The sequence below is a fragment of the Pseudonocardia sp. DxW genome (genome assembly GCF_058448985.1).
Genome location: NZ_JBZFLK010000002.1, coordinates 287,351 through 306,200, shown reverse-complemented (window position 1 = coordinate 306,200; position 18,850 = coordinate 287,351). Strand labels below are relative to the sequence as shown.

General features: G+C 74.6%; 21 protein-coding genes. 7 read left to right on the top strand and 14 right to left on the bottom strand.

Annotated features, from left to right (window positions below):
* Positions 1 to 110: 110 nt before the first annotated feature.
* A complete protein-coding gene (locus tag ACVJO7_RS04230) occupies positions 111 to 1,136 on the top strand; it encodes a sodium:calcium antiporter (RefSeq protein ID WP_344026239.1) in 1,026 nt (341 codons plus the stop codon).
* 7 nt (positions 1,137 to 1,143) lie between these two features.
* Here the strand turns inward: ACVJO7_RS04230 and pqqE are convergent, their stop codons facing one another.
* The 7 genes from pqqE to ACVJO7_RS04195 all read right to left on the bottom strand — a co-directional run bounded on the left by pqqE (position 1,144) and on the right by ACVJO7_RS04195 (position 6,561).
* On the bottom strand, positions 1,144 to 2,244 hold the full coding sequence (pqqE, locus tag ACVJO7_RS04225) for a pyrroloquinoline quinone biosynthesis protein PqqE (RefSeq protein ID WP_491671799.1): 1,101 nt from the start codon (positions 2,242 to 2,244) through the stop codon (positions 1,144 to 1,146).
* Positions 2,241 to 2,585 carry a pyrroloquinoline quinone biosynthesis peptide chaperone PqqD gene (pqqD, locus tag ACVJO7_RS04220; protein WP_491671798.1) on the bottom strand — a complete coding sequence of 115 codons (345 nt, stop codon included), beginning with the start codon at positions 2,583 to 2,585 and terminating at the stop codon, positions 2,241 to 2,243. The genes pqqE and pqqD overlap by 4 nt, the downstream gene beginning before the upstream one ends.
* Positions 2,572 to 3,237 carry a pyrroloquinoline-quinone synthase PqqC gene (gene pqqC / locus ACVJO7_RS04215; protein ID WP_344026233.1) on the bottom strand — a complete coding sequence of 222 codons (666 nt, stop codon included), beginning with the start codon at positions 3,235 to 3,237 and terminating at the stop codon, positions 2,572 to 2,574. Before pqqC ends, pqqD begins: the two co-directional genes overlap by 14 nt.
* A 39-nt stretch (positions 3,238 to 3,276) precedes the next feature.
* Entirely contained in the window at positions 3,277 to 4,182 is a 906-nt protein-coding gene (gene pqqB / locus ACVJO7_RS04210) for a pyrroloquinoline quinone biosynthesis protein PqqB (protein ID WP_491671797.1), read from the bottom strand.
* Positions 4,183 to 4,257: 75 nt separating this feature from the next.
* On the bottom strand, positions 4,258 to 4,350 hold the full coding sequence (pqqA, locus tag ACVJO7_RS04205) for a pyrroloquinoline quinone precursor peptide PqqA (protein WP_060712366.1): 93 nt from the start codon (positions 4,348 to 4,350) through the stop codon (positions 4,258 to 4,260).
* 46 nt (positions 4,351 to 4,396) lie between these two features.
* Complete coding sequence (locus ACVJO7_RS04200) at positions 4,397 to 6,085, bottom strand: pyrroloquinoline quinone-dependent dehydrogenase (RefSeq protein ID WP_491671796.1); 1,689 nt, start codon at positions 6,083 to 6,085, stop codon at positions 4,397 to 4,399.
* Between the two features lie 14 nt (positions 6,086 to 6,099).
* Complete coding sequence (locus tag ACVJO7_RS04195) at positions 6,100 to 6,561, bottom strand: MSMEG_3727 family PQQ-associated protein (RefSeq protein ID WP_491671795.1); 462 nt, start codon at positions 6,559 to 6,561, stop codon at positions 6,100 to 6,102.
* A gap of 213 nt (positions 6,562 to 6,774) precedes the next feature.
* Between ACVJO7_RS04195 and ACVJO7_RS04190 the strand changes: the two genes are divergently transcribed.
* Complete coding sequence (locus ACVJO7_RS04190) at positions 6,775 to 6,957, top strand: hypothetical protein (protein WP_491671794.1); 183 nt, start codon at positions 6,775 to 6,777, stop codon at positions 6,955 to 6,957.
* 627 nt (positions 6,958 to 7,584) lie between these two features.
* On the opposite strand, the gene ACVJO7_RS04185 is transcribed toward ACVJO7_RS04190, so the two are convergent.
* Together ACVJO7_RS04185 and ACVJO7_RS04180 are read right to left on the bottom strand one after the other, a co-directional pair.
* Positions 7,585 to 8,346 carry a ribonucleotide-diphosphate reductase subunit beta gene (locus tag ACVJO7_RS04185; RefSeq protein ID WP_491671793.1) on the bottom strand — a complete coding sequence of 254 codons (762 nt, stop codon included), beginning with the start codon at positions 8,344 to 8,346 and terminating at the stop codon, positions 7,585 to 7,587.
* Positions 8,347 to 8,366: 20 nt separating this feature from the next.
* Entirely contained in the window at positions 8,367 to 8,576 is a 210-nt protein-coding gene (locus tag ACVJO7_RS04180; protein WP_344026222.1) for a rubredoxin, read from the bottom strand.
* A gap of 268 nt (positions 8,577 to 8,844) precedes the next feature.
* Here ACVJO7_RS04180 and ACVJO7_RS04175 point away from each other — a divergent pair, with 268 nt between their 5' ends.
* Positions 8,845 to 10,716, top strand: a complete 1,872-nt coding sequence (locus tag ACVJO7_RS04175; protein WP_491671792.1) for a serine/threonine-protein kinase — start codon at positions 8,845 to 8,847, stop codon at positions 10,714 to 10,716.
* On the opposite strand, the gene ACVJO7_RS04170 is transcribed toward ACVJO7_RS04175, so the two are convergent.
* Genes ACVJO7_RS04170 through ACVJO7_RS04155 form a run of 4 tightly spaced genes read right to left on the bottom strand, consistent with a single transcriptional unit; the run spans position 10,710 to position 15,738 of the window.
* Positions 10,710 to 12,395 (bottom strand): protein kinase domain-containing protein, encoded by a 1,686-nt coding sequence (locus ACVJO7_RS04170; RefSeq protein WP_491671791.1) that lies wholly within the window; start codon positions 12,393 to 12,395, stop codon positions 10,710 to 10,712. The genes ACVJO7_RS04175 and ACVJO7_RS04170 overlap by 7 nt on opposite strands.
* Before the next feature lie 10 nt (positions 12,396 to 12,405).
* Positions 12,406 to 14,508, bottom strand: coding sequence for a S9 family peptidase (locus ACVJO7_RS04165; RefSeq protein ID WP_491671790.1), 2,103 nt, complete (start codon positions 14,506 to 14,508; stop codon positions 12,406 to 12,408).
* Complete coding sequence (gene rnhA, locus ACVJO7_RS04160) at positions 14,505 to 14,981, bottom strand: ribonuclease HI (RefSeq protein WP_491671934.1); 477 nt, start codon at positions 14,979 to 14,981, stop codon at positions 14,505 to 14,507. Before rnhA ends, ACVJO7_RS04165 begins: the two co-directional genes overlap by 4 nt.
* 37 nt (positions 14,982 to 15,018) lie before the next feature.
* A complete protein-coding gene (locus ACVJO7_RS04155; RefSeq protein ID WP_491671789.1) occupies positions 15,019 to 15,738 on the bottom strand; it encodes a hypothetical protein in 720 nt (239 codons plus the stop codon).
* 501 nt (positions 15,739 to 16,239) lie between these two features.
* On the opposite strand from ACVJO7_RS04155, the gene ACVJO7_RS04150 reads away from it, so the two are divergent.
* Positions 16,240 to 16,515, top strand: coding sequence for a hypothetical protein (locus ACVJO7_RS04150; protein ID WP_491671788.1), 276 nt, complete (start codon positions 16,240 to 16,242; stop codon positions 16,513 to 16,515).
* A 137-nt stretch (positions 16,516 to 16,652) separates the two neighbouring features.
* Positions 16,653 to 16,868 (top strand): type II toxin-antitoxin system HicB family antitoxin, encoded by a 216-nt coding sequence (locus tag ACVJO7_RS04145; protein WP_491671787.1) that lies wholly within the window; start codon positions 16,653 to 16,655, stop codon positions 16,866 to 16,868.
* 13 nt (positions 16,869 to 16,881) lie between these two features.
* Here the strand turns inward: ACVJO7_RS04145 and ACVJO7_RS04140 are convergent, their stop codons facing one another.
* Positions 16,882 to 17,601, bottom strand: a complete 720-nt coding sequence (locus ACVJO7_RS04140) for a class I SAM-dependent methyltransferase (protein WP_491671786.1) — start codon at positions 17,599 to 17,601, stop codon at positions 16,882 to 16,884.
* 202 nt (positions 17,602 to 17,803) lie between these two features.
* Between ACVJO7_RS04140 and ACVJO7_RS04135 the strand changes: the two genes are divergently transcribed.
* Positions 17,804 to 18,022 (top strand): hypothetical protein, encoded by a 219-nt coding sequence (locus ACVJO7_RS04135; RefSeq protein WP_491671785.1) that lies wholly within the window; start codon positions 17,804 to 17,806, stop codon positions 18,020 to 18,022.
* The gene (locus ACVJO7_RS04130) at positions 18,019 to 18,504 is read left to right on the top strand and encodes a substrate-binding domain-containing protein (RefSeq protein WP_491671784.1); all 486 of its coding nucleotides are present in this window, start codon (positions 18,019 to 18,021) and stop codon (positions 18,502 to 18,504) included. Before ACVJO7_RS04135 ends, ACVJO7_RS04130 begins: the two co-directional genes overlap by 4 nt.
* The last annotated feature ends 346 nt before the right edge of the window (positions 18,505 to 18,850 follow it).

The following is an 18,850-nucleotide window of genomic DNA, read 5'->3' as shown; positions in this document are numbered from 1 at the left end:
TTCGTGCTGCCCAGAGAACAATTCGTGTGCAGTGACTGCCGATCGTGACCGCCGGCGCGTTCGCGCTGTTCGGTGGCGTCCGGCATCGTGAAAGGGCCCGATCGCCGATGATGTCGATTCTGATTTTCGCCGCCGGCGCGGCGCTGTTGATCTACAGTGCCGAGAAGCTGATCACCTATCTGGTCGGGGCCGCGCGCGGCCTCGCGATCTCGGTCTTCCTGCTCGCCGTCATCTTCACCGGAATCGAGTTCGACGATCTGGTGTTCGGTGTCGCGCTCAATCTGGAGGGAATGGAGGAGGTCGCGCTCGGCGTCGTCTTCGGCACCGTCGTCTCGATGGTCGGCGTCGTGCTCGCGCTGGCCGCACTGCTGGTGCCCTGCCGGGTCGAGGTGCCCAAGGACTATCTCGTGATCTTCGCGCTGTCCCCGCTGGTGCTGGTGGGGCTGGCGTTCGTCGGGGAGGTCGGCGCCGGGCTGGCGATCCTGCTGATCGCGTTGTTCGTGGCCTTCGTCGCCTACGTCGCGGTGCGCGAACGGACCCGGGCGGTGCCGGTCTTCCGGGACAGCGAGGTCATGGAGCGGGCCGGCCACGTCCGCGGCGGCACCGCCTCCGACGACCTCTCGCACACCGGCGACATCCCGATCACCTCCAAGCGGCACCTGCCCGGCTGGGCGCTGCTCGGGCTGGCGTTCCTGTCCCTGGTCGGCCTGATCATCGGTGCCTGGGTGATGACCGAGGGCACCGAGGGGATCCTGGACGAGTTCGGCATCGCCGGAACCGTGTTCGGCGCGACCATCGCGACCCTGGTGCTGACCCTCGAGGACATCTTCCTCACCGTCGAACCGGCCCGCCGCGGCGCACCGCTGATCGGCATCGGCAACGTGATCGGCTCGGTGGTGTTCTCGGTGACCGCCAAGCTCGGGATCATCGTGCTGGCCGGTGGCGCGATCGAGGTGACCGACGACGTGTTCGTCTGGCACCTACCGGCGCTGGCGCTGCTGATCGGGTTCTCCACCTACGCGCTGTGGACCGGGCGCCTGCGCCGCTGGCACGGCGTGGTGCTGCTGCTCGCCTACGTCGTGTACTGGATCGTCAGCTTCGTCGTGTTCGGCGTCGTCCCGGCCGACGACGACTGATTCCCGCTCACCGGTGCGGGCGGGGCACCAGCTCCAGGTCCACCGGGAGCGGCCGGTTCGCCTCCTCGACCGCCTCGGTGACCAGGTGGTGGTCGGGGGAGAGGTGGCAGACCGGGTCGGTGGCAGCCGGATCGCCGGTCAGCTGGAACGCCTGGCAGCGGCAGCCGCCGTGGTCGAGCTCGCGCCGGTCGCAGGTCCGGCACGGGTCCTGCATCCAGCTCTCCCCGCGGTAGGCGGTGAACAGCGGCGCCGAGTGCCAGATCTCGGACAGCGAGGCGTCCCGGACCGACGCCCGGGGCAGCGGCAGGGTCTGCGCGGCCGGGCAGGGCAGCGCGTCGCCGTCCGGGGCGACGGTGAGCTGGCGCTGCGCCCAGCCGCCCATGCACGGCTTGGGATACCGGCTGTAGTAGTCGGGCAGCACGTGCACGACCTCCATCCGGCCGGCCAGCCGCTCGCGGGCCGCGCCGACGATCTCCTCGGCCCGGTCGAGCTGCTCGTGGCTGGGCAGCAGCGCCGTCCGGTTCTTCCACGCCCAGCCGTAGTACTGGGTGTTCGCCAGCTCCACCCGGTCGGCCTGCAGGCCCTCGACCAGGTCGAGGATCGCCCCCACCCGGTCGATGTTCTGCCGGTGCAGCACCACGTTCACGGTCAGCGGCCAGCCCAGCTCGCGGACCAGCCGGCACGCCTCCAGCTTGCGCTCGAACGACGGGATGCCGGCGATCCGGTCCGAGGTGGTCGGCTCGTCGGCCTGCACGCTGACCTGAACGTGGTCCAGCCCGGCGGCGCGCAGTTCCTCGGCCCGCCGCCGGGACAGCCCCATCGCGCTGGTCACCAGGTTCGTGTACATCCCGAGCCCGGCCGCGGTGCGCACCAGCTCGGGCAGGTCGCGGCGCAGCAGCGGCTCGCCGCCGGACAGGTGGCACTGCAGGACGCCGAGATCGGCGGCCTCGGTGAACACCCGCTGCCAGTCCGCGGTGCCCAGCTCGTCGTCGTAGCGGGCGAGCTCGATCGGGTTGGAGCAGTACGCGCAGGCCAGCGGGCAGCGGTAGGTCAGCTCGGCGAGCAGCCCGAACGGGCGGGGGGCGGCCGCGCTCCGGTCGGTGCTCATGCCCAGGCCACCAGGTTCCGGTCGGCGAGGCGGCCCAGGTAGTCGCGCACCTGCTCGCCGACGGTGAGCTCGTCGGCGTCGTCGTGCCCCTCCACCAGCGCGGCGACGATCTGGTCGACGGTGCGCTCGCCGTCGCACAGCCGCAGCACCGCGTGCCCGGTCCGGTTCAGCACGACGACGGTCTCCGGCCCGAGCAGCACCCAGCCGCCGGTCGGCCGGTCCGGCCGCATCCGGACGTAACGGCCGAGCCGGGGACGGGTCTGCCCGCTGATCACCTCGGCCGCACCTCCCTCGCCGTGCCGGGGGACGGGAACCGTGGCGACCCCGTCATGCGTAGGCATGGTCGATCCCGTCCATGATGGCCCACAGGACGTCGCACTTGAAGGACAGCGCGGCCTCGGCGGCGTCCTGCTCGGCCGCGGTCCGGCAGTGCGCCACCACGATCTCGAGGGCGTGCTCGGAGTCGCGCGGCGCCTGGAACAGCCGGTTGCGGAAGTACTCCAGGCCGTCCGGCTCGATCCAGGTGTAGTACTTCTCGAACGCGGCGAGCCGCTCGGCCATCAGGTCCGGGGCGAACAGCTCGGTCAGCGACGACGCGACCGCCTCCACCCACGGCTTCCGGCGCGCGAAGTCGACGTAGGCGTCGACGGCGAACCGCACGCCGGGCTGCAGGTGCCGGTGGTCGAGGATCTCCTCGCGGGTCAGGCCGCACGCCTCGCCGAGCCGCAGCCACGCCTCGATGCCGCCCGAGGTGGGGCCGTCGGCCTCGGTGCCGTCGTGGTCGGTGATCCGCCGGATCCAGCGCCGCCGGACGGCGACGTCCGGGCAGTTCGACAGGATCGCCGCGTCCTTGACCGGGATGGCCTCCTGGTAGGCGAACCGGTTCGCGACCCAGCCGCGGATCTGCTCGGGGGACAGGGTGCCCTCGTTCATCCGCACGTGGAACGGGTGCGCGCTGTGGTAGCTGCGGGCGTGCGCGCGCAGGCGGTCCACCAGCGCAGGGGATGCAGCGGATGCAGCGGGTGCGGTCACTCAGACCTCCAGTTCCAGTCCGTCGTGGCCCACCGTGACGCCGGCCTTCTCGACCTCGGCGCGCTCGTCGGAGTCCTCGAGCAGGATCGGGTTGGTGTTGTTGATGTGCACGTAGACGATCCGGGGCAGGTCCAGTGCGGCGAGCACGTCCAGGCTGCCGCCGGGCCCGCCGACGTGCAGGTGCCCCATGTCGTGCGCGGTCTTCGCGGCCAGCCCGAGCCGGACCAGCTCGTCGTCGTGCCAGGTGGTGCCGTCGACGAGCAGCAGATCGGCGCCGGCGATCTCGTCGAGCACCTCGGGGGTCAGCGCCTGGACGCCGGGCAGGTACACCGCGACCCGGCCGCTGCCGGTGTCGGTGAACCGGTACCCGACGACGCGCCCGGCGCCCGTCGTGCCGGCGGCTCCGGACTGCGCGAACCGGTCGTGCTTGCCGGTGGGGGCGTCGAACGCGCGGTAGCTCAGGCCGCCCAGGTCGTGGGCCGCGCCGGGGACGACCTCGGTCCAGGTGACCGGGCAGAAGCGTTCCAGGGTGGGGAGCAGGCCGGTGCCCTCGCGCAGCGTGCGGTGGGTGGCGGCGGTCGCGTGCAGGTGCACGCCGCCGCCCTCGCGGAGCAGCACCAGGCCCAGCGTGTGGTCGATCTCGGCGTCGGTGAGGAGCACCCCCTGCAGGGGTGTGCCGCGGTCTCCGACGGGATGCAGCGCCGGCGTGTCGGCCAGCTGGGTACGGACGTCGGGGGAGGCGTTGGCCAGCCACCAGCGGTCGCCGTCGGGGCTGATCGCGATCGACGACTGGGTGCGCGGCGTCGCGGGCCGCGAGCCGTCGCGGACCGCGCGGCAGCCCGGGCACCCACAGTTCCACTGTGGGAAGCCGCCACCGGCCGCGGCTCCGAGAACCCGCAGTCGCATCGCTGTCCTCCTCGGTCCTGCGGACACCGCAGGGGCGCCGGACCCGTTCGTCCGGCGCCCCTGGGCGTCATCTCGTCACGCCTCGGTGCGGGCGATGTACATCGTGACCTCGGGTGCGCAGCCGATCTCCTCGAACTCGGGCGCCTCCCACTCGGTGGTGGACTCCATGTTCACCTCCTCTCGTGCGGTCTGCGGGAACCAGTGTGCGGCCGGCTCAGTCCTCCGGCAGGGCGAAGCAGAACAGCGCGTCGCCCGCCGCGGCGCCGAGCAGACCCGGCAGGAACCCCTCGATCCAGCCGCCCCAGCCGGTCGGCACCGCGATGTACTGGCGGCCGTCGACGCTGAACGGGGTGGGGCTCGAGTGGTGGCCGCTGCCGCACTGGAAGGACCACAGCTTCTCGCCGGTGTCGGCGTCCAGCGCGACGAACTCGCCGGTCGGCGTGCCCTGGAAGACCAGCCCGCCGGCGGTGGTGAGGGTGGACGCGCACATCGGGTACTCGTTGTTCCAGCGCCACTTCTCCTCGCCGGTGAGCGGATCGATGGCGGCGACGAAGCCGTAGAAGTCCTCGATGTCCACCGCGACGCCGGCGCCCCAGTACGGGATGGACTCCTTGAACTCGCGGCGGCGGCGGGTGGCGGTCGCACCGACCTCCTGGACCGGTACGTAGATCAGCCCGGTCTGGGGGTTGTAGGACATGTGCGTCCATTCCTTGCCCCCGGCCGGTCCCGGCCAGAAGTGCACCGGGACGCCCTCCTCGTCCGGATAGATCTTCGGCGTCACCTTGCCGTCCGGGGTGATCTCACCCCAGGTGATCCGGTCGACGAACGGGAAGACCCGCACCAGCTCGCCGTCGGTGCGGTCGAGGACGAAGAAGTACCCGTTCTTGTCCGCGTGCGCGAGCAGCTTGCGCCCGTCGGGTGCGTCGAAGAGCAGGTTCTCCATCGTGGAGTCGTAGTCCCACAGGTCGTGCGGGGTGAACTGGTAGTGCCACCGGATCTCGCCGGTGTTCACGTCCACCGCGACGACGCTGTCGGTGTAGAGGTTGTCGCCCGGGCGGACACCGCCGTCGAAGTCCGGTGCCGGGTTGCCGGTGCCCTGGTAGAGCAGCTCCAGCTCGGGGTCGTAGGTGGGGGTGACCCAGCAGTTCGCACCGCCGCGCTGCCACGCCTCGCCGTCGTCCGGCCAGGTCTCCGAGCCGGGCTCGCCGGGCTTCGGGACGGTGTAGCAGCGCCAGCGCCGCTCGCCGGTGTGCGCGTCGAAGGCGTCCAGGTGGCCGCGGACGCCGAACTCGCCGCCGGCGCTGCCGACGATCACCAGGTCCTTCACGACCAGCGGCGCGACCGAGCCGCTCTCGCCGGCCCGCACGTCACCGTTGGTGACGTCCCAGACCTTCTCACCGGTGGTCGCGTCGAGCGCGATGATGTGCGCGTTGAGGGTGTACATGTAGACCTTGCCGTGCCCGACGGCGAGGCCCCGGTTGACGTTGCCGCAGCACAGCGACACGTCGTACGGCGAGGCGTGCTTGTAGCGCCACAGCTCCTCGCCGGTCGTCGCGTCGATCGCCCAGGCCTTGCCGTCCGGGCCGGAGACGTACATGACGCCCTCGACGACCAGCGGGGACGCCTCGAACGAGTAGGTGGACGCGCCGGACTGCATGCCCGTCGCACCGGCCTGGAACACCCAGGCGGGGCTCAGCCGCCGGACGTTCTCCTTGTTGATCTGGTCCAGCGTGCTGTACCGCTTGCCGTCGTAGGTGCCGTAGTAGGTGAGCCAGTTCTGCGGCTCGGAGGTGGCGCCCTGGATGCGGTCGTAGTCCACGTTGGTGGTGGCGGGGGCGATGCCCTTCACCGCGCTGAGCTGGGTGTGCGGGATCGCCTCGCCCGCGTCGACGTAGTCGGTCATCTGGTGCTCCTGTTCTACGGGCGCGGCTGCGGGGGACGGTCGAGCTTCGCGTGGTCGGGTACCTCACCGCCGATGACGATGGCGCCGGTCAGGCCGCGGCCCTCGTCGTTGCCGCTGTGGGATCCGTAGTAGTAGGTGCCCGGTCCGTCGAGGTTGAGCCGGGCGATCCCCTTGGCGTGGTTCACCAGCCAGATGAACTTGGGATCACCGTTGCTCGGCAGGACGGCGCAGTGGGTGTTCTTGTCGTCGTTGATCAGGGTCAGCTCGATGTCGCCGCCGCGGGGGAGGATGAGGATCGCGGGCTCGTAGCGCAGCTCGTCCTCCGGGATCCGGATGGTCGCCCGCAGCACGCCGTCGGTCCCCTCCTCGGCGTACCCGATGCTGCCGGTGTTGATCAGCCGGCCGAGCGCCGTCCTGTTCTGGCCGTCCAGACCGGCCGCGGCCAGTTCGGCCGATCGATCTTCGGTCGTCGTCATTGACATATCCTCCCGAGCGAAATTGTCGGCGGTGCCGTGATCACTTTCACACTGCGTCGAGGCGGGCGTCAACCCCGGGCGCGCGCTCATTCAGGAGAAAGATCGCGGACCCTCCGGGGGTGGCTCCGAATGGTCAATCCCGATCCTCGCCCGGGCCCGGCGGATTGCGTGACGGGCCGTTGTGAAGCGGTCCGCACGGGCCGGTGGCGGGCCGTGCCGGGGCGGCTGCTGCTGCCGCTGCGCTGCCTCTCCACCGCGCCGAGGGTACCGGTGATCGTCGAGGTCAGCGCGATGATGAGGACGATCGTGCTGGTGCCGGCGGCGGCTGCGGCGCGGTGCGGCCGGGGCGCCCGCGGGTGGATCTCCGGCCGGTCCGCCGGTGTGTCGGCGTCCTGATTCGAGCGCGGCCGTACCTGCCGCCCGGGTGTCCGGCGGGGCCCCGTTCCGGCGCCTTGCGCGACGTATTCCGACAATTATCGGCGCAATTCTCGGCGGGCCCCGCGAGGTCGCCCGGAATGGCGATCACGCGGCCATTCCGCCGGGCCGCGGGAATGGTCCGCCGGTGTCCGGCGGATGCGCGGGTGGTGGGCCGGGGTCCGGTCGCGCGGTGCTCCGGCGGGGTCGCCGTGAGGCTGTGACGTGCGGTCTTCGCCCGATTCGTGATCGTTCCGGAACCGGTGGTGTCCGGTGTGGATAGCGGGCCGGGGGCGCCGGTCGCCGCCGCCGCGATCACCGCGCGCCGGCATTCCGGTCGCGCCACCGATCGGACCCGGGGAATGAAACACATGTTTCCCGAAGGTGTCCGGCGTGCTCGGCGGGAGGTGAGCGGGTGACCCATTCGGGAGCGGCCGGGTGCCCCGGCGGCGGTCGCGCCGCACGCCCGGGCGGGCCGCCGGTGCGCGTCGCGGGCGGTCGCCGGCAGGCCGGCGCGCGGCCACCTGACCTTCGGGTGAGGTACCGGGGCCGTGCGGGACCGGTGCGTGCGGGCCGGTCCGGGCCGGCGCCGCAGGTGGCGGTGGCCGATCACCAGAACTTGATCCCCGCGGCCTTGAGTCGCCGCCGGTGCTGGCGCATCGCCGTCTCGATCGCATCGGCGGTGATGAGATCGCCCCAGACCTTCGCGGCGGTCTCGCCCTGCTCGAGCATGGCGGCCGCCTGCTCGTTGCAGATGTCGGCGCTCTGCACGATGCGCGAGCCGAACCCGATGTGCCAGCGCTCGTCGCGCAGCACGAGCTCCATCCCCTTGTGGACGCCGGGGAGCCCGACCGAGAGGCCGTCCAGCGTCGCGAGCATCGCGTGCTGGCCGGCCAGCAGCACCACCCCCTCGATCACCATGTGGTAGAGGCCGACCGCGGAGGTCAGGTCCCGCTGCTCCTCGGCGAGCTGCCGCGCGGTCTCCGGCAGCCGCACCTCGAACAGGTCGACGAGCTCGGGCGCCGCCCGGTCGCGCAGCGCGTCCAGCCGCTGCGCGGGGGTGTCCCCGGGGATCCCGGCCACGTCGGCGGCCACCAGGTCGAAGAAGCGGGCGTGCCGGGCCTCGTCCCGGGCCTGGGCCCGGAAACAGGCCTCCATCGAGTCGTCCAGCGCCGCGGCCTGGTAGGAGCCGAGCTGGCCGGCGACGGCGAACTCGGCGATGCAGAATCCGGCGAGCAGGCCGAGCACCCGGGTGCGCTCGTCGTCGGTGAGCTGCGGCCAGGCCGCCCGGTCGGTCGTGTAGTCGATCGCCGTCTCGTCCCACTGGATCGAGTCGGCGAGGGTCACGAAGTGTTGGTATCCGGTGATCATGAGGCTGCGTCCTCGCTCCCCTAGAAGTCCTCGCCCGGTTCCAGCAGCCGGAAGTCCGCCTTGGTGGCACCGCAGATCGGGCACATCCAGTCGTCCGGGATGTCCTCGAACGCGGTGCCCGGCGGGATGCCGCTGTCCGGGTCGCCCTCGTCCGGGTCGTAGATGAACCCGCAGGGCTCGCAGACCCACTGCCGGGTCTCCGCAGCGGCCTCCGCCGCGCCGACGCTCATGCCGTCGCCGCCGGATCCCGGGTCTCGCCCGGCCGGGGTCTCGCCCGGTGGCCGGGGACGGGTGGTGGCGGGTGCACGGCGGCATCCTCGAGCGTCGTCATATGACTCCCACGGCTCCATCGCCTCGTCGCGGACGCGCACGACCCGTCGCACAAGGAAGGGGTCGTCGCCTTTCCCAGGGAGCCATACCCCGCGGTCCGATCGCAAGGGGAAGCCGAAACACGTGTTTCGCCCACTTCGGGCCCGGCCGCGTGCGAGGCTCGTGACCATGGCCGATCCCGTCCCACCCGGCGCGGACGCCCCGGCACCGGTGACGGTCGGGCCGTACCGGCTCGGGCGGCTGCTCGGCTCCGGTGCCTCGGGGCGGGTGCACGCCGCCGTCGACGGCCGGGGGCGCGAGGTCGCGGTGAAGATCGTCCGCCGGGAGCGCGCGACCGAGCCGGGGTTCCGCACCCGGTTCCGCCGCGAGATCGGGGCGACCCGCCGGATGCCCGCCCGCTACACCGCCCCCGTCGTCGACGCCGATCCGGACGGCGACCCGCCCTGGGTGGCGACCGCACTGCTGCGCGGGCCGACCCTGGACCGGCGGATCCGGGACGGCGGCCCGCTGCGCGGCCGCGAGCTGACCCGGCTCGCGACCGGGCTGCTCCGGGCGCTGGCCGCGATGCACCGGACCGGGCTGGTGCACCGCGACCTGAAACCGGCGAACGTCGTGCTCACCCCGCGCGGGCCGAGGGTCGTCGACTTCGGCATCGCGCACACGCCGGGCGACACCCGGATGACCCGGACCGGGGGCACCCTCGGCACGCCGGCGTACCTGGCGCCGGAGCAGGTGGACGGCACGGTGCCGGAGCCGGGCCCGGCCGCCGACGTCCACGCGTTCGGCGCGGTCCTCGTGTTCGCCGCGACCGGCGCCCCGCCCTACCCCGGTGACACGGTCCCGGCGGTGCTCTACCGGCTGCTGCACGGCACCCCAGACCTGGGGGCGACGCCGGAGCCGCTGCGTGCGGTCGCGGCGGCGTGCCTGCGCCGCGATCCGGCCGAGCGGCCGTCCGCGGCGGCGTTGCTCGCGCGGGTCCGGCGCCGCGGGCAGGCCGTCGCGGTGGCGGTCGCCGTGGCCGTCGTGGTGGGTGTCCCGGTGGTCGTGCTGCTGCGCCCGGACGGTCCCGCCACGGCTCCGGATCCGGTCCCGGCCGCGGAGCGGGCGGACGTCCCCGGGGCCGGGCCGGCCGCCACCGCACCGGTCCCGCCGCCGACCACCGCGGGGCCGGTGGTGGACCTGGGGCACCGGGCGGACCGGGTGGTGGCCGCCGCGGGACGGATCCACGTCGCCGATCCCGACGGGCGTGCGGTGACGGTGCTCGACCCGGCGGGTGCGGTGCTGGGCCGGGCCGACGTGGGCGGGTTCCCGGCGGCGCTCGCCGTGGCCCCGGACGGCCGCCGCCTCTACGTCGCACTGAGCAGCACGCCGACCCGGGTCGTCGCGGTCGACACGCAGAGCCTGACGGTCACCGCGAGCGCCGAGATCGGCACCGGCACCGGCGCGGAGATCGTGTGGTCGCCGGACGTCGTCGCCGGGGCGGACGCGGTGGTCGTCACCGATCCGCGGTCGTCCACGGTGACCGCGCTCGATCCGGCGACGCTCCGCCCGCTCGGCACGACCGAGCCGGCCACCCGCCCGGTCGCGGCGGACGCCGCGGGCGACGCGATCGTGGTCGCCGGGCCGGATCCCGGGGGCGGCAGCCGGATCGAGACGGTGCGCCCGCCGTGGACGGCCGCCGCGACCGTCGTGCCGGGGCCGGACGACGTCCTGGACCTGGTGGCGCTGCCCGGCGGTGCCGTCGTGCCGGCCGTCGCCGGGACCGCGGACGGGGTGCCCGGGCTGCGGTTGCTCGGGCCGGACGGCACGGTCCGGGCGACCCGCGCCGACGTACCGGCGTCACGGCTGGCCGCGGCACCGGGACTGGTGTACGCGCTGGACGCCTCGACCGGCACGGTGACGGTGCTGGACGCGGGCACCCTCGCGACGGTCGCCGAGATCCCGGGCGCCGGTGCCGCCGCCGATCTCGCCGTCGCACCGGACGGGCGGGCGCTCTACCTGACGGCGGGGCGGACGCTGCGGATCGTCACGGCTCAGTAGACCCGGTAGGACGCCCTGGCCACCGCCATGCCGTGGCCGGTGGTGGTGTTGCGGCACTCCACCCCGGTCGTCCGGCTCACGCAGGTGATCTCGTCGCTGCGCAGCACCCGGTCGAACTCCAGCACCGGGAGCGACGGATCGGCGATCGTGTCGCCGACGCAGGTCAGCTCGCCGGGGGCGGCGCCGGCGAGCCGGGTCCCGGTGCCGTACGCCTGCCGGCAGGACGCCGGGACCGGCGGCACCTCCCAGGTCCGTTCGAGCACGTCGCAGCGCACCTCGAAGGGCTCCAGCGCGCAGGCGATGTTCCCGCTGGGGGAGCGGAACCGCAGCGCACCCGACGGGTCGACGTAGCGGACGTCCTGCGCGGTGTCGACGACGGTCGCACCGGCGAGCAGGTCGGAGGTGTCCCCGGCCGGGGTGGTCGGCGGCGGCCCGGTGGTCGGCCCGGTGGTCGGCGCGGGTGCGGTCGTGCCGGGTGCCGGTCCGGACGCGTCGCCCTCGGCGGCCGGTTCACCGGAGCCCCACAGCAGCAGCGGCACCAGGACGACGAGCAGCGCGAGCGCGACGGCGGTCCCGCCCGCCACCAGCGGCCACCGGCGCCGCCGCCACGGTTCCGCGGCGGCCGGTGGTGCGCCGAGCAGGGTCGGCGGCGGGGGCGGACCTGCTGCGGCGCCCGCCGCCGCGCCGTCGCGCGGGACGACGGTCCGGGGCGGCCCGCCGGCGACCCGGGTGCCGCCCGGTCCGGTGCCCGCGGCACCGGATCGGGGACCGGGGCCCGGCGCCGGTCCGGCGGTGCCGCCCGGGCCGGGTGGCACCGCGTCCGGCGGGCGGTGCAGCAGCACGGTCCGGTCCTCGCCGGGCGGGCCGGTGGCGGTGCCGCCGGCCAGCAGCTCGGCCGCCCGTTCCGCGGTCGGCCGGGCCGCCGGGTCCTTGTCCAGCAGCGCCCGCAGCACCGGCTCGATCCGGCCCAGGCCGGGCGGCAGGTCCGGCTCGGCGTGCACCACCCGGGACAGCACCGCGGCCGTCCCTCCGCCGCCGAACGGTGTCCGCCCGCTCGTCACGAACACCAGCAGCGACCCGAGCGCGAACAGGTCCGCGGCCGTCCCGGCCCGCGGGGTACCGGTGATCTGCTCCGGCGACAGGTACTCCGGGGTGCCGATCACCTGCCCGGTCGCGGTGAGCGCGGTCCCGTCGACCGCCCGCGAGATCCCGAAGTCGATCAGCCGCGGGCCGCCGCCGGTGAGCAGCACGTTCGACGGTTTGAGGTCGCGGTGCACCAGGCCCCGGGCGTGCAGGGCGGCCAGCGCCGACGCCAGCCCCACGCCCAGGTCGGCGGCCCGGCCCGGGGACAGGGTGCCGGCGCGGGCGATCTCCTCGTGCAGGGTCGGCGCGTCCAGGAAGGCGGTCGCCAGCCACGGCCGCGGGGCGTCCGGGTCGGCGTCCAGGAACGCCGCCGTCCAGCCGGGAGGCGCCTGCGCCGCGAGCGTGACCTCCCGGCGGAACCGGGCCCGGAACCCGTCGGTCTCGACCAGCTCGGGATGCACCAGCTTGATCGCCGCCCGGCGGCCGTCGGGGGCCTCGCCGAGCAGCACCCGGCCCATCCCGCCGGAGCCGAGCACCCCGGTGATCCGGTACCGGCCCACCGTGGGTGGATCGTCCGGTCCGGGCGGGGGCGTCACGATCGTGAGACTAGCCCGCGGTGCCCAGCGCCTCCTGCAGGAAACGGACCTGGAGCAGCAGCAGGTTCTCCGCGACGACCTCCTGCGGCGTCATGTGGGTGACCCCGGACAGCGGCAGCACCTGGTGCGGGCGTCCGGCGGCGAGCAGCGCCGAGGACAGCCGCAGGGTGTGCGCCGCGACGACGTTGTCGTCGGCCAGCCCGTGCACGATCATCAGTGGCCGGTGCGGCGCCTGCTCGGTCGGCGGGGTCGCGGCGTCGTCGATCACCGAGGAGCGCCGGTACGGCTCGCCGCCCGGCAGTCCCAGGTAGCGCTCGGTGTAGTGGGTGTCGTAGAGCGCCCAGTCGGTCACCGGGGCGCCCGCGATCCCGGCGTGGAAGACGTCCGGGCGGCGCAGCACCGCGAGCGCGGCCAGGTACCCGCCGAACGACCAGCCGCGGATCGCGACCCGGGTCAGGTCCAGGTCGGGGTACTCCTGCGCCGCCGCGTGCAGCGCATCGACCTGGTCGGTGAGCACCGGCCCGGCCAGGTCGCCGTGGATCGCCCGCTCGAACTCGGGGCCGCGGCCGGGGGAGCCGCGCCCGTCGGTGACCAGCACCGCGAACCCCTGGTCGGCGAACCAGCGGCTGGTCAGGTGGGCGTTGCGGGACCGGACGACGCGCTGCGAGTGCGGCCCGCCGTAGGGGTCGAGCAGCACCGGGAGCGGGGTGCCCGGGACGTGCCCGGTGGGCAGCAGCACCGCCGTCCGCAGCTCCCGCCCGCCGAACGCGTGCAGGGCGACGGCGGGAACCAGCCCGGGATCGGCGGCGTGCCCGGCGACCGGGTGCACGGTGCCGTCCGCGGTGACCAGCTCGGCGTGCGGCGCGACGTCCAGGTCCTGCGAGACGCGGACCAGGGTGCCGCCGGCGACGGTCCCGGAGTGCAGGCCGGTGGTGGGGGACAGGGCGACCGGGGCGGTGCCCGGCGCGGCCGAGTACAGCGCCGTCGAGGTCGGCTCCGGGGACGCCCGGAACAGGACCGTCTCGCCGTCGATCCCGAGGACCTCGCGGACCTGCAGCTCCGGGCCGGTGAGCTCGGTGTCGCCGACGACGAGCCGGCGGGCCCCGCCGGTGTCCACCGCCCGGACCAGCGCGCCGGACGCGGTCCGGGCCGGGACGCCCGGCACGTTCTCCACCCACACCGGGTCGGTCTGCGAGTGCAGCGCCGTCGTCGCCCCGGTCCGCGGGTCGACGGCGAGGACGAGCACCTCGCGCTGGTCGCGCGGCTGCACCGAGAGCAGCGGGCCGTGCGCGTCCCACCGGGCGGTCGCCAGGTACTCGTAGCCCGCGGTGTCCCGGGTGACCGGCGTGCGGGCGCCGTCGACGGTGACGATCTCCAGGCCGACGACGGCGTTCGGGGTGCCGGCCGCGGGATACCGCACCTCGGTGGGGACCCGGTCGGGATGCGCCGGGTCGGCGATGTACCAGCGCGCGACCGGCGACTCGTCGACCCGGGCGACCAGCAGCGACCCGCCGTCGGGGGACCACCAGAAGCCGCGGGTGCGGCCCATCTCCTCGGCGGCGGCGAAGTCGGGGAGTCCGTAGGCGACGTCGTCGCTCTCCGGGGTGAGCAGCGCGATGGTGCTCCCGGCGGCGAGATCGTGCAGGTACAGCGCCCGGTCGGCGACGAACGCGATCCGCCGGCCGGTCGGGTCGATCCGCGGGTCGACGACGGCCTCGATCCCGCCGACGTCGAGCGGCGCGACGTCCGGGGCGCCGGTCAGCGAGACGGTGAAGGGGCGCCCGGAGAGGGCGAACACGGCCCGTTCGACGGCGTCGTCGCAGGTGTAGCCGACCACGCCGCCGGCCTGCTCGCGCACCCGTTCCCGGCGCGCCCGCTCCGCGGCGGGCAGGTCCTCCTCGCCGGGCAGGCCCGGGACGTCGGCCGGGTCGACGAGCAGCCGCTCCGCACCGGTGGCGGCGTCGACCGACCACAGGCAGGTCACCGGGTCGGTGCCGGAACGGCTGCGCTGGAACACCGCCCGCGAGCCGTCCGGGGCGACGGTGAAGCCGCGCGGGACGCCGAGCGTGAACCGCCGGGTGCGGGCGTGCAGGCGGGGGAACGAGTCGGTCACGGGGTCCTCTCCGGGGTGTGCACTTCGCGTGGGCGCCGGCCGGCGGCCTCCGCGCAGCCCTGCGCGGCGAGCCGGTCGGCGCGTTCGTTCTCCGGGTGGCCGGAGTGGCCCTTCACCCAGAACCAGGTGACGTCGTGCCCGCGGACGGCGGCGTCCAGCTCGCGCCACAGGTCGTCGTTCTTGACGGGCTCGCCGGCGGCGGTCCGCCAGCCGCGGGTCTTCCACCGCGGCAGCCACTGGGTGATGCCGTTGCGGACGTAGGTGCTGTCGGTGTGCAGGTGCACGACGCTGCGCCGGGTCAGCACGGCCAGTGCCCGGATCGGCGCGGTCAGCTCCATCCGGTTGTTCGTGGTGGTGCCGGGCTCGCCGCCGTAGAGGTCCCGCTCGTGGGTGCCGTAGCGGAGCACCGCGCCCCAGCCGCCCGGACCCGGGTTGGGGACACAGGCACCGTCGGTGAAGATCTCCACGATCACCGTCACGGGCCGCGACGTTATCCCCTCGGTGATCTCCTCAGTAGAGCCGGTACGACGCGCGGGCGACCGTGAACCCGTGCCCGGTGCCGGCGTCCCGGCACTCGACGCCGGTGCGGCGGCTGACGCAGGTGAGGTCGCCGCGGGTCAGGTGGGTGCCGTAGTCGAGCACGGCGTCGCCGGTCGCGCCGGGTGCCGGGTCGCAGCTCGTGCGGGCGCCCGCCGCCCCGCCGACGACCAGCCCGGCGTCGGAGGTGCAGCCCTCGGCCGTCCAGTCCCGGCTGGTGACGTCGCAGCGGGCCTCGCCGGCGCCGATCGAGCAGGCGATGTTGCCCGACGGCGAGCTGAACGCGGCCGGATCGCCGACCCCGGCCGGATCGGCGGGTGTGCTGTCCGCGACGAGATCGGCCGGCACCGCCGCCGGGGCCGCCACCTGCGCGGACCGGGTGGTTCCGGTCTCGTCCGGACCGCCGGCGCCGGTGGTGAGCGCACCGACGACCGCGAGCACCAGGGCCACGACGACCGCGACCGCCGCGACCCGGTGCGGCACCCGCTCCCGGACCGAACCGGCGACCGCGGCGATCCGGCCGGTGTCGACGGTGCCGAGGGCGCCGATGGTGTCGAGGGCGCGACGCCACGCCGGGCGTGCGGACGGTGCGGTCGGGAACACCGACGGCACCGGGGCCCGGCCCGGGGGCGGGACCGGTGGCGGGACGGCCTGCCACGGCATCGGCGGGGTGCGTGGGCCGAGGTCGTGCACGGGGCCGGTCAGCTCGACCTTGCCGGGCCCCGCGGTCGCCGGTGCTGCACTACCCGGGGCCGGGGTGCCCGGTCCTGCAGAGCCCGGTCCTGCAGAGCCCGGTCCTGCGGTGACTGGTGTTGCAGAGCCCGGTCCTGGAGTGCCCGGTGCTGCACGGCCGGGTTCTGCGGTGGCCGGTCCCTGTGCGGCCCGGACGGTGGGCTCCGGTCCCGTCGCCCGTGGCGGGCGAGGCTGCGGTACGGACGGCCCGTCCAGCACGGTCGCAGTGGGGTGCCCGTTGCGTGCGGTGTCGGGTGGGACGGAGGATCGGTCGTCGGCGTGGGGAGCGCTCATCGGAGCAGGACCGTAGGTCGGGGTCGTGGTCCGGCGCAGCGGCCGATCGGAGCAGTAGCGACGGCCGGTCGACCCGTTACGGCGACCGCCCGCCTCGGGCGCCGAGCGGCCGATCGGATCGCCGGAGGGCCGGCAGCGGTCGGCGGCCGGTGGTGCATCCTGGCCCGCGTGAGCCAGGCCCTCTACGAGATCACCGTGAACGCGCTGCTGGACCGGGACCGCCCGCTCACCGCCGCGGAGTGGGACGCCGCCGTCGCCCGGGTCGGCGGGAACCGAGTGCCGCAGCTGCTCGACGAGCTGGACGACGCCGGGTTGGTCGGGCCGGAGCTGCTGGCCCGCGCGGTGCCCGAGGCGTGGGCGGGCGCCGACCGGCCGTGGGAACGGTTGCCGGTGGAGCGGTGGCGGGAGCTGTTCGCCGGGATCGGGCGGGAGCTGCCGGGGTGAGCCGGCGGCGGTCCGCGGGACCGCCGGGCCGAGCGCTACCGGCACGCGACGACGCCGGGTCGTACGACCGTCGCGGGGCGACCGAGCGGCTCACTGCACCCGAGAACCGAGCGGGCGTCCCTCGGGCAGAGGCAAGCGTGAGCGGGTACGTGGTGGTGGAGCGCGACGACTCCGGCGGCTACAGCACGTGGAGCCCCGACCTCCCGGGTTGTGTCGCCGCGGCGGCCGGGTACGACGGGTGCGTGCGGCTGATGACCGAGGCCATCGATCTGCACCTGGCCGGGCTGCGTGCGGACGGCGATCCGGTGCCGCCGCCGACCGCCCTCGCAGCGCTCGTCGTTCCCGCGGCCTGACCTGCGGCTGCGGTCAGTCGCGCAGCCGGAACCGGTACCAGCACGGCGAGGTCCGGTTGATCGGCCAGCCCAGGCCCGTCGTGTCCGCCGGCTCGACCGCGACGAGGTCCCACCCCGCGAACGCCTCCTCGACCTCGGCCCGGGAGACGCCGCCGATCACCGACCGCAGCCGGTTCGGTCCGAAGGCGAGCAGCAGCACGGTTGCCCCGGGATCGGCGAGCGCGGTCACCCCGCGGCCCTCGGCGAGCCGCTGGTCGCGGTCGAGGCACTGGAAGCAGCCGATGTCGAGGAAGAGATCGAAGGTGCCCAGCCCGGCCGTGGCCAGGTCGGTGACGTCGCCGACGACATAGGTGGCGCCGGGCCGGGCACCACGGCGAGCCGTGTCGTCGTCGGCACCACGGCGGGCCGTGTCGTCGGTACTGCGGCGGGCCGTGTCGTCGGTACTGCGGCGGGCCGTGTCGTCGGTACTGCGGCGGGCCGTGTGTACGGCGCCCCGGCGGGCCGCATCGACGGCGCTCGGCACGTTGTCGATCCCGACGGCCTCCCAGCCGCGACTCGCCAGCTCCGGGGTGAACAGACCGCGGCCGCATCCGAGGTCGAGGGCCCGGCCGGGCCGGCCGTCGCGTTCGGCGAGCTCGCGGTCCAGGTGGGCCCGGGTGGCGGCGATGGTGGCGCGCCCGGAGCGCTCCCAGGGCGTGATCCCGAACCGGTAGAGCCGCTCGTAGCTGGTCACGATGCCGCCTCCGCACCTCGCCGTGTCCGGAGGTCGCGAACCTACCCGGATCCACAAGATCACGGATCGGGAACCGCGGCGGTCGCTCACCGTGCGTTTCGGTTCCGGAATCCGGATCAGCCGGCCGGTCGGGTGCGGTGCCGGGTCCTCCGAGGCGCCGGCGGACGGTCGTCCTCGGCGAGGTCCTGCCCCGTCAGGCCAGGTGCAGGTCCCGGGGGAGCCGACGTCGATCCTCGCGACCGACGAGTACGCCGCACTGAACCTGCTGGCGCTGGGGGTGGAGCCCGCGGTGGTGTACGGCTCCGGGTCGGAGGTGGGCCGGGCTGTCCTCGAGGACGCCGGGATCACCGTCACCCCGGGCGCGACGTTCTCTCCGAGAGCCCGCCGATCGAGGAGATCATCGGGCACGCCCCGGACATGATCGTGATGACCGGTGGTGCGGAGATGCAGGAGACCTACGACGCCCTGTCCCCGGTAGCGCCGGTGGTGGCCGTTCCGTGCTACGACACGACCTGGCAGGAGTCGCTGACCGCGGCGGGCGCGGCGGTCGCGCGCACCGACCGGGCGGAGTTGATGACCAGCACGTTGGAGGGCCGGATCGGTGCGGTCCAGGCCGCGTCGGAGCCTGGGGCGACCTCATTGTCGGTGGTCGCCGAGACCTACGGCGACTGCTGTTTCTCCGCTGCCCGCGGCACTCCGCTCTCGACCATCCTGCAGGCGGCGGGGTTCACCCGTCCCGCCGCGCAGGACGTCGACCGCTTACGGCGAGTTGTCGGTGCTGCCGATCTCGCCGGAGCAACTCGGGGCGCACGACGCGGACCTGGTGATCGTCCTCGACGGGGAGTACTACAACGCCGACGCGGTACGGGCGCAGCCGGTCTTCCGGTCGCTGCCCGCCGTTAGCGATGGCGGGTCCTGCAGGTCGACGGGGACCTCTGGTTCGGGAACTTCGTCTTCGCCGTGCACCAGATCGCGGCTGACCTGGAGGCCGTCGCGCAGGACGGTGCGGCGGCAACCGTCGGTGTCCCGGACGAGGCGACAGCGCGCTGGGTGCAGTTCCGGGTCGATGTTGGTGGCTGAGCGCCGCGGGTGCCCGACTGCGGCGCTCGCGACGGAGGACCGGCCCGGCCCGAGCGGCGGGTGAACGACGCCGATCGGCTGGGGGACAGCCGGCCGTCGGGGCCGCCCACGGGGGCCGGGGATCCGGAGCGGGCGGTCCGGGCGGTCCGGTTCGGGGTGAGACGGGACG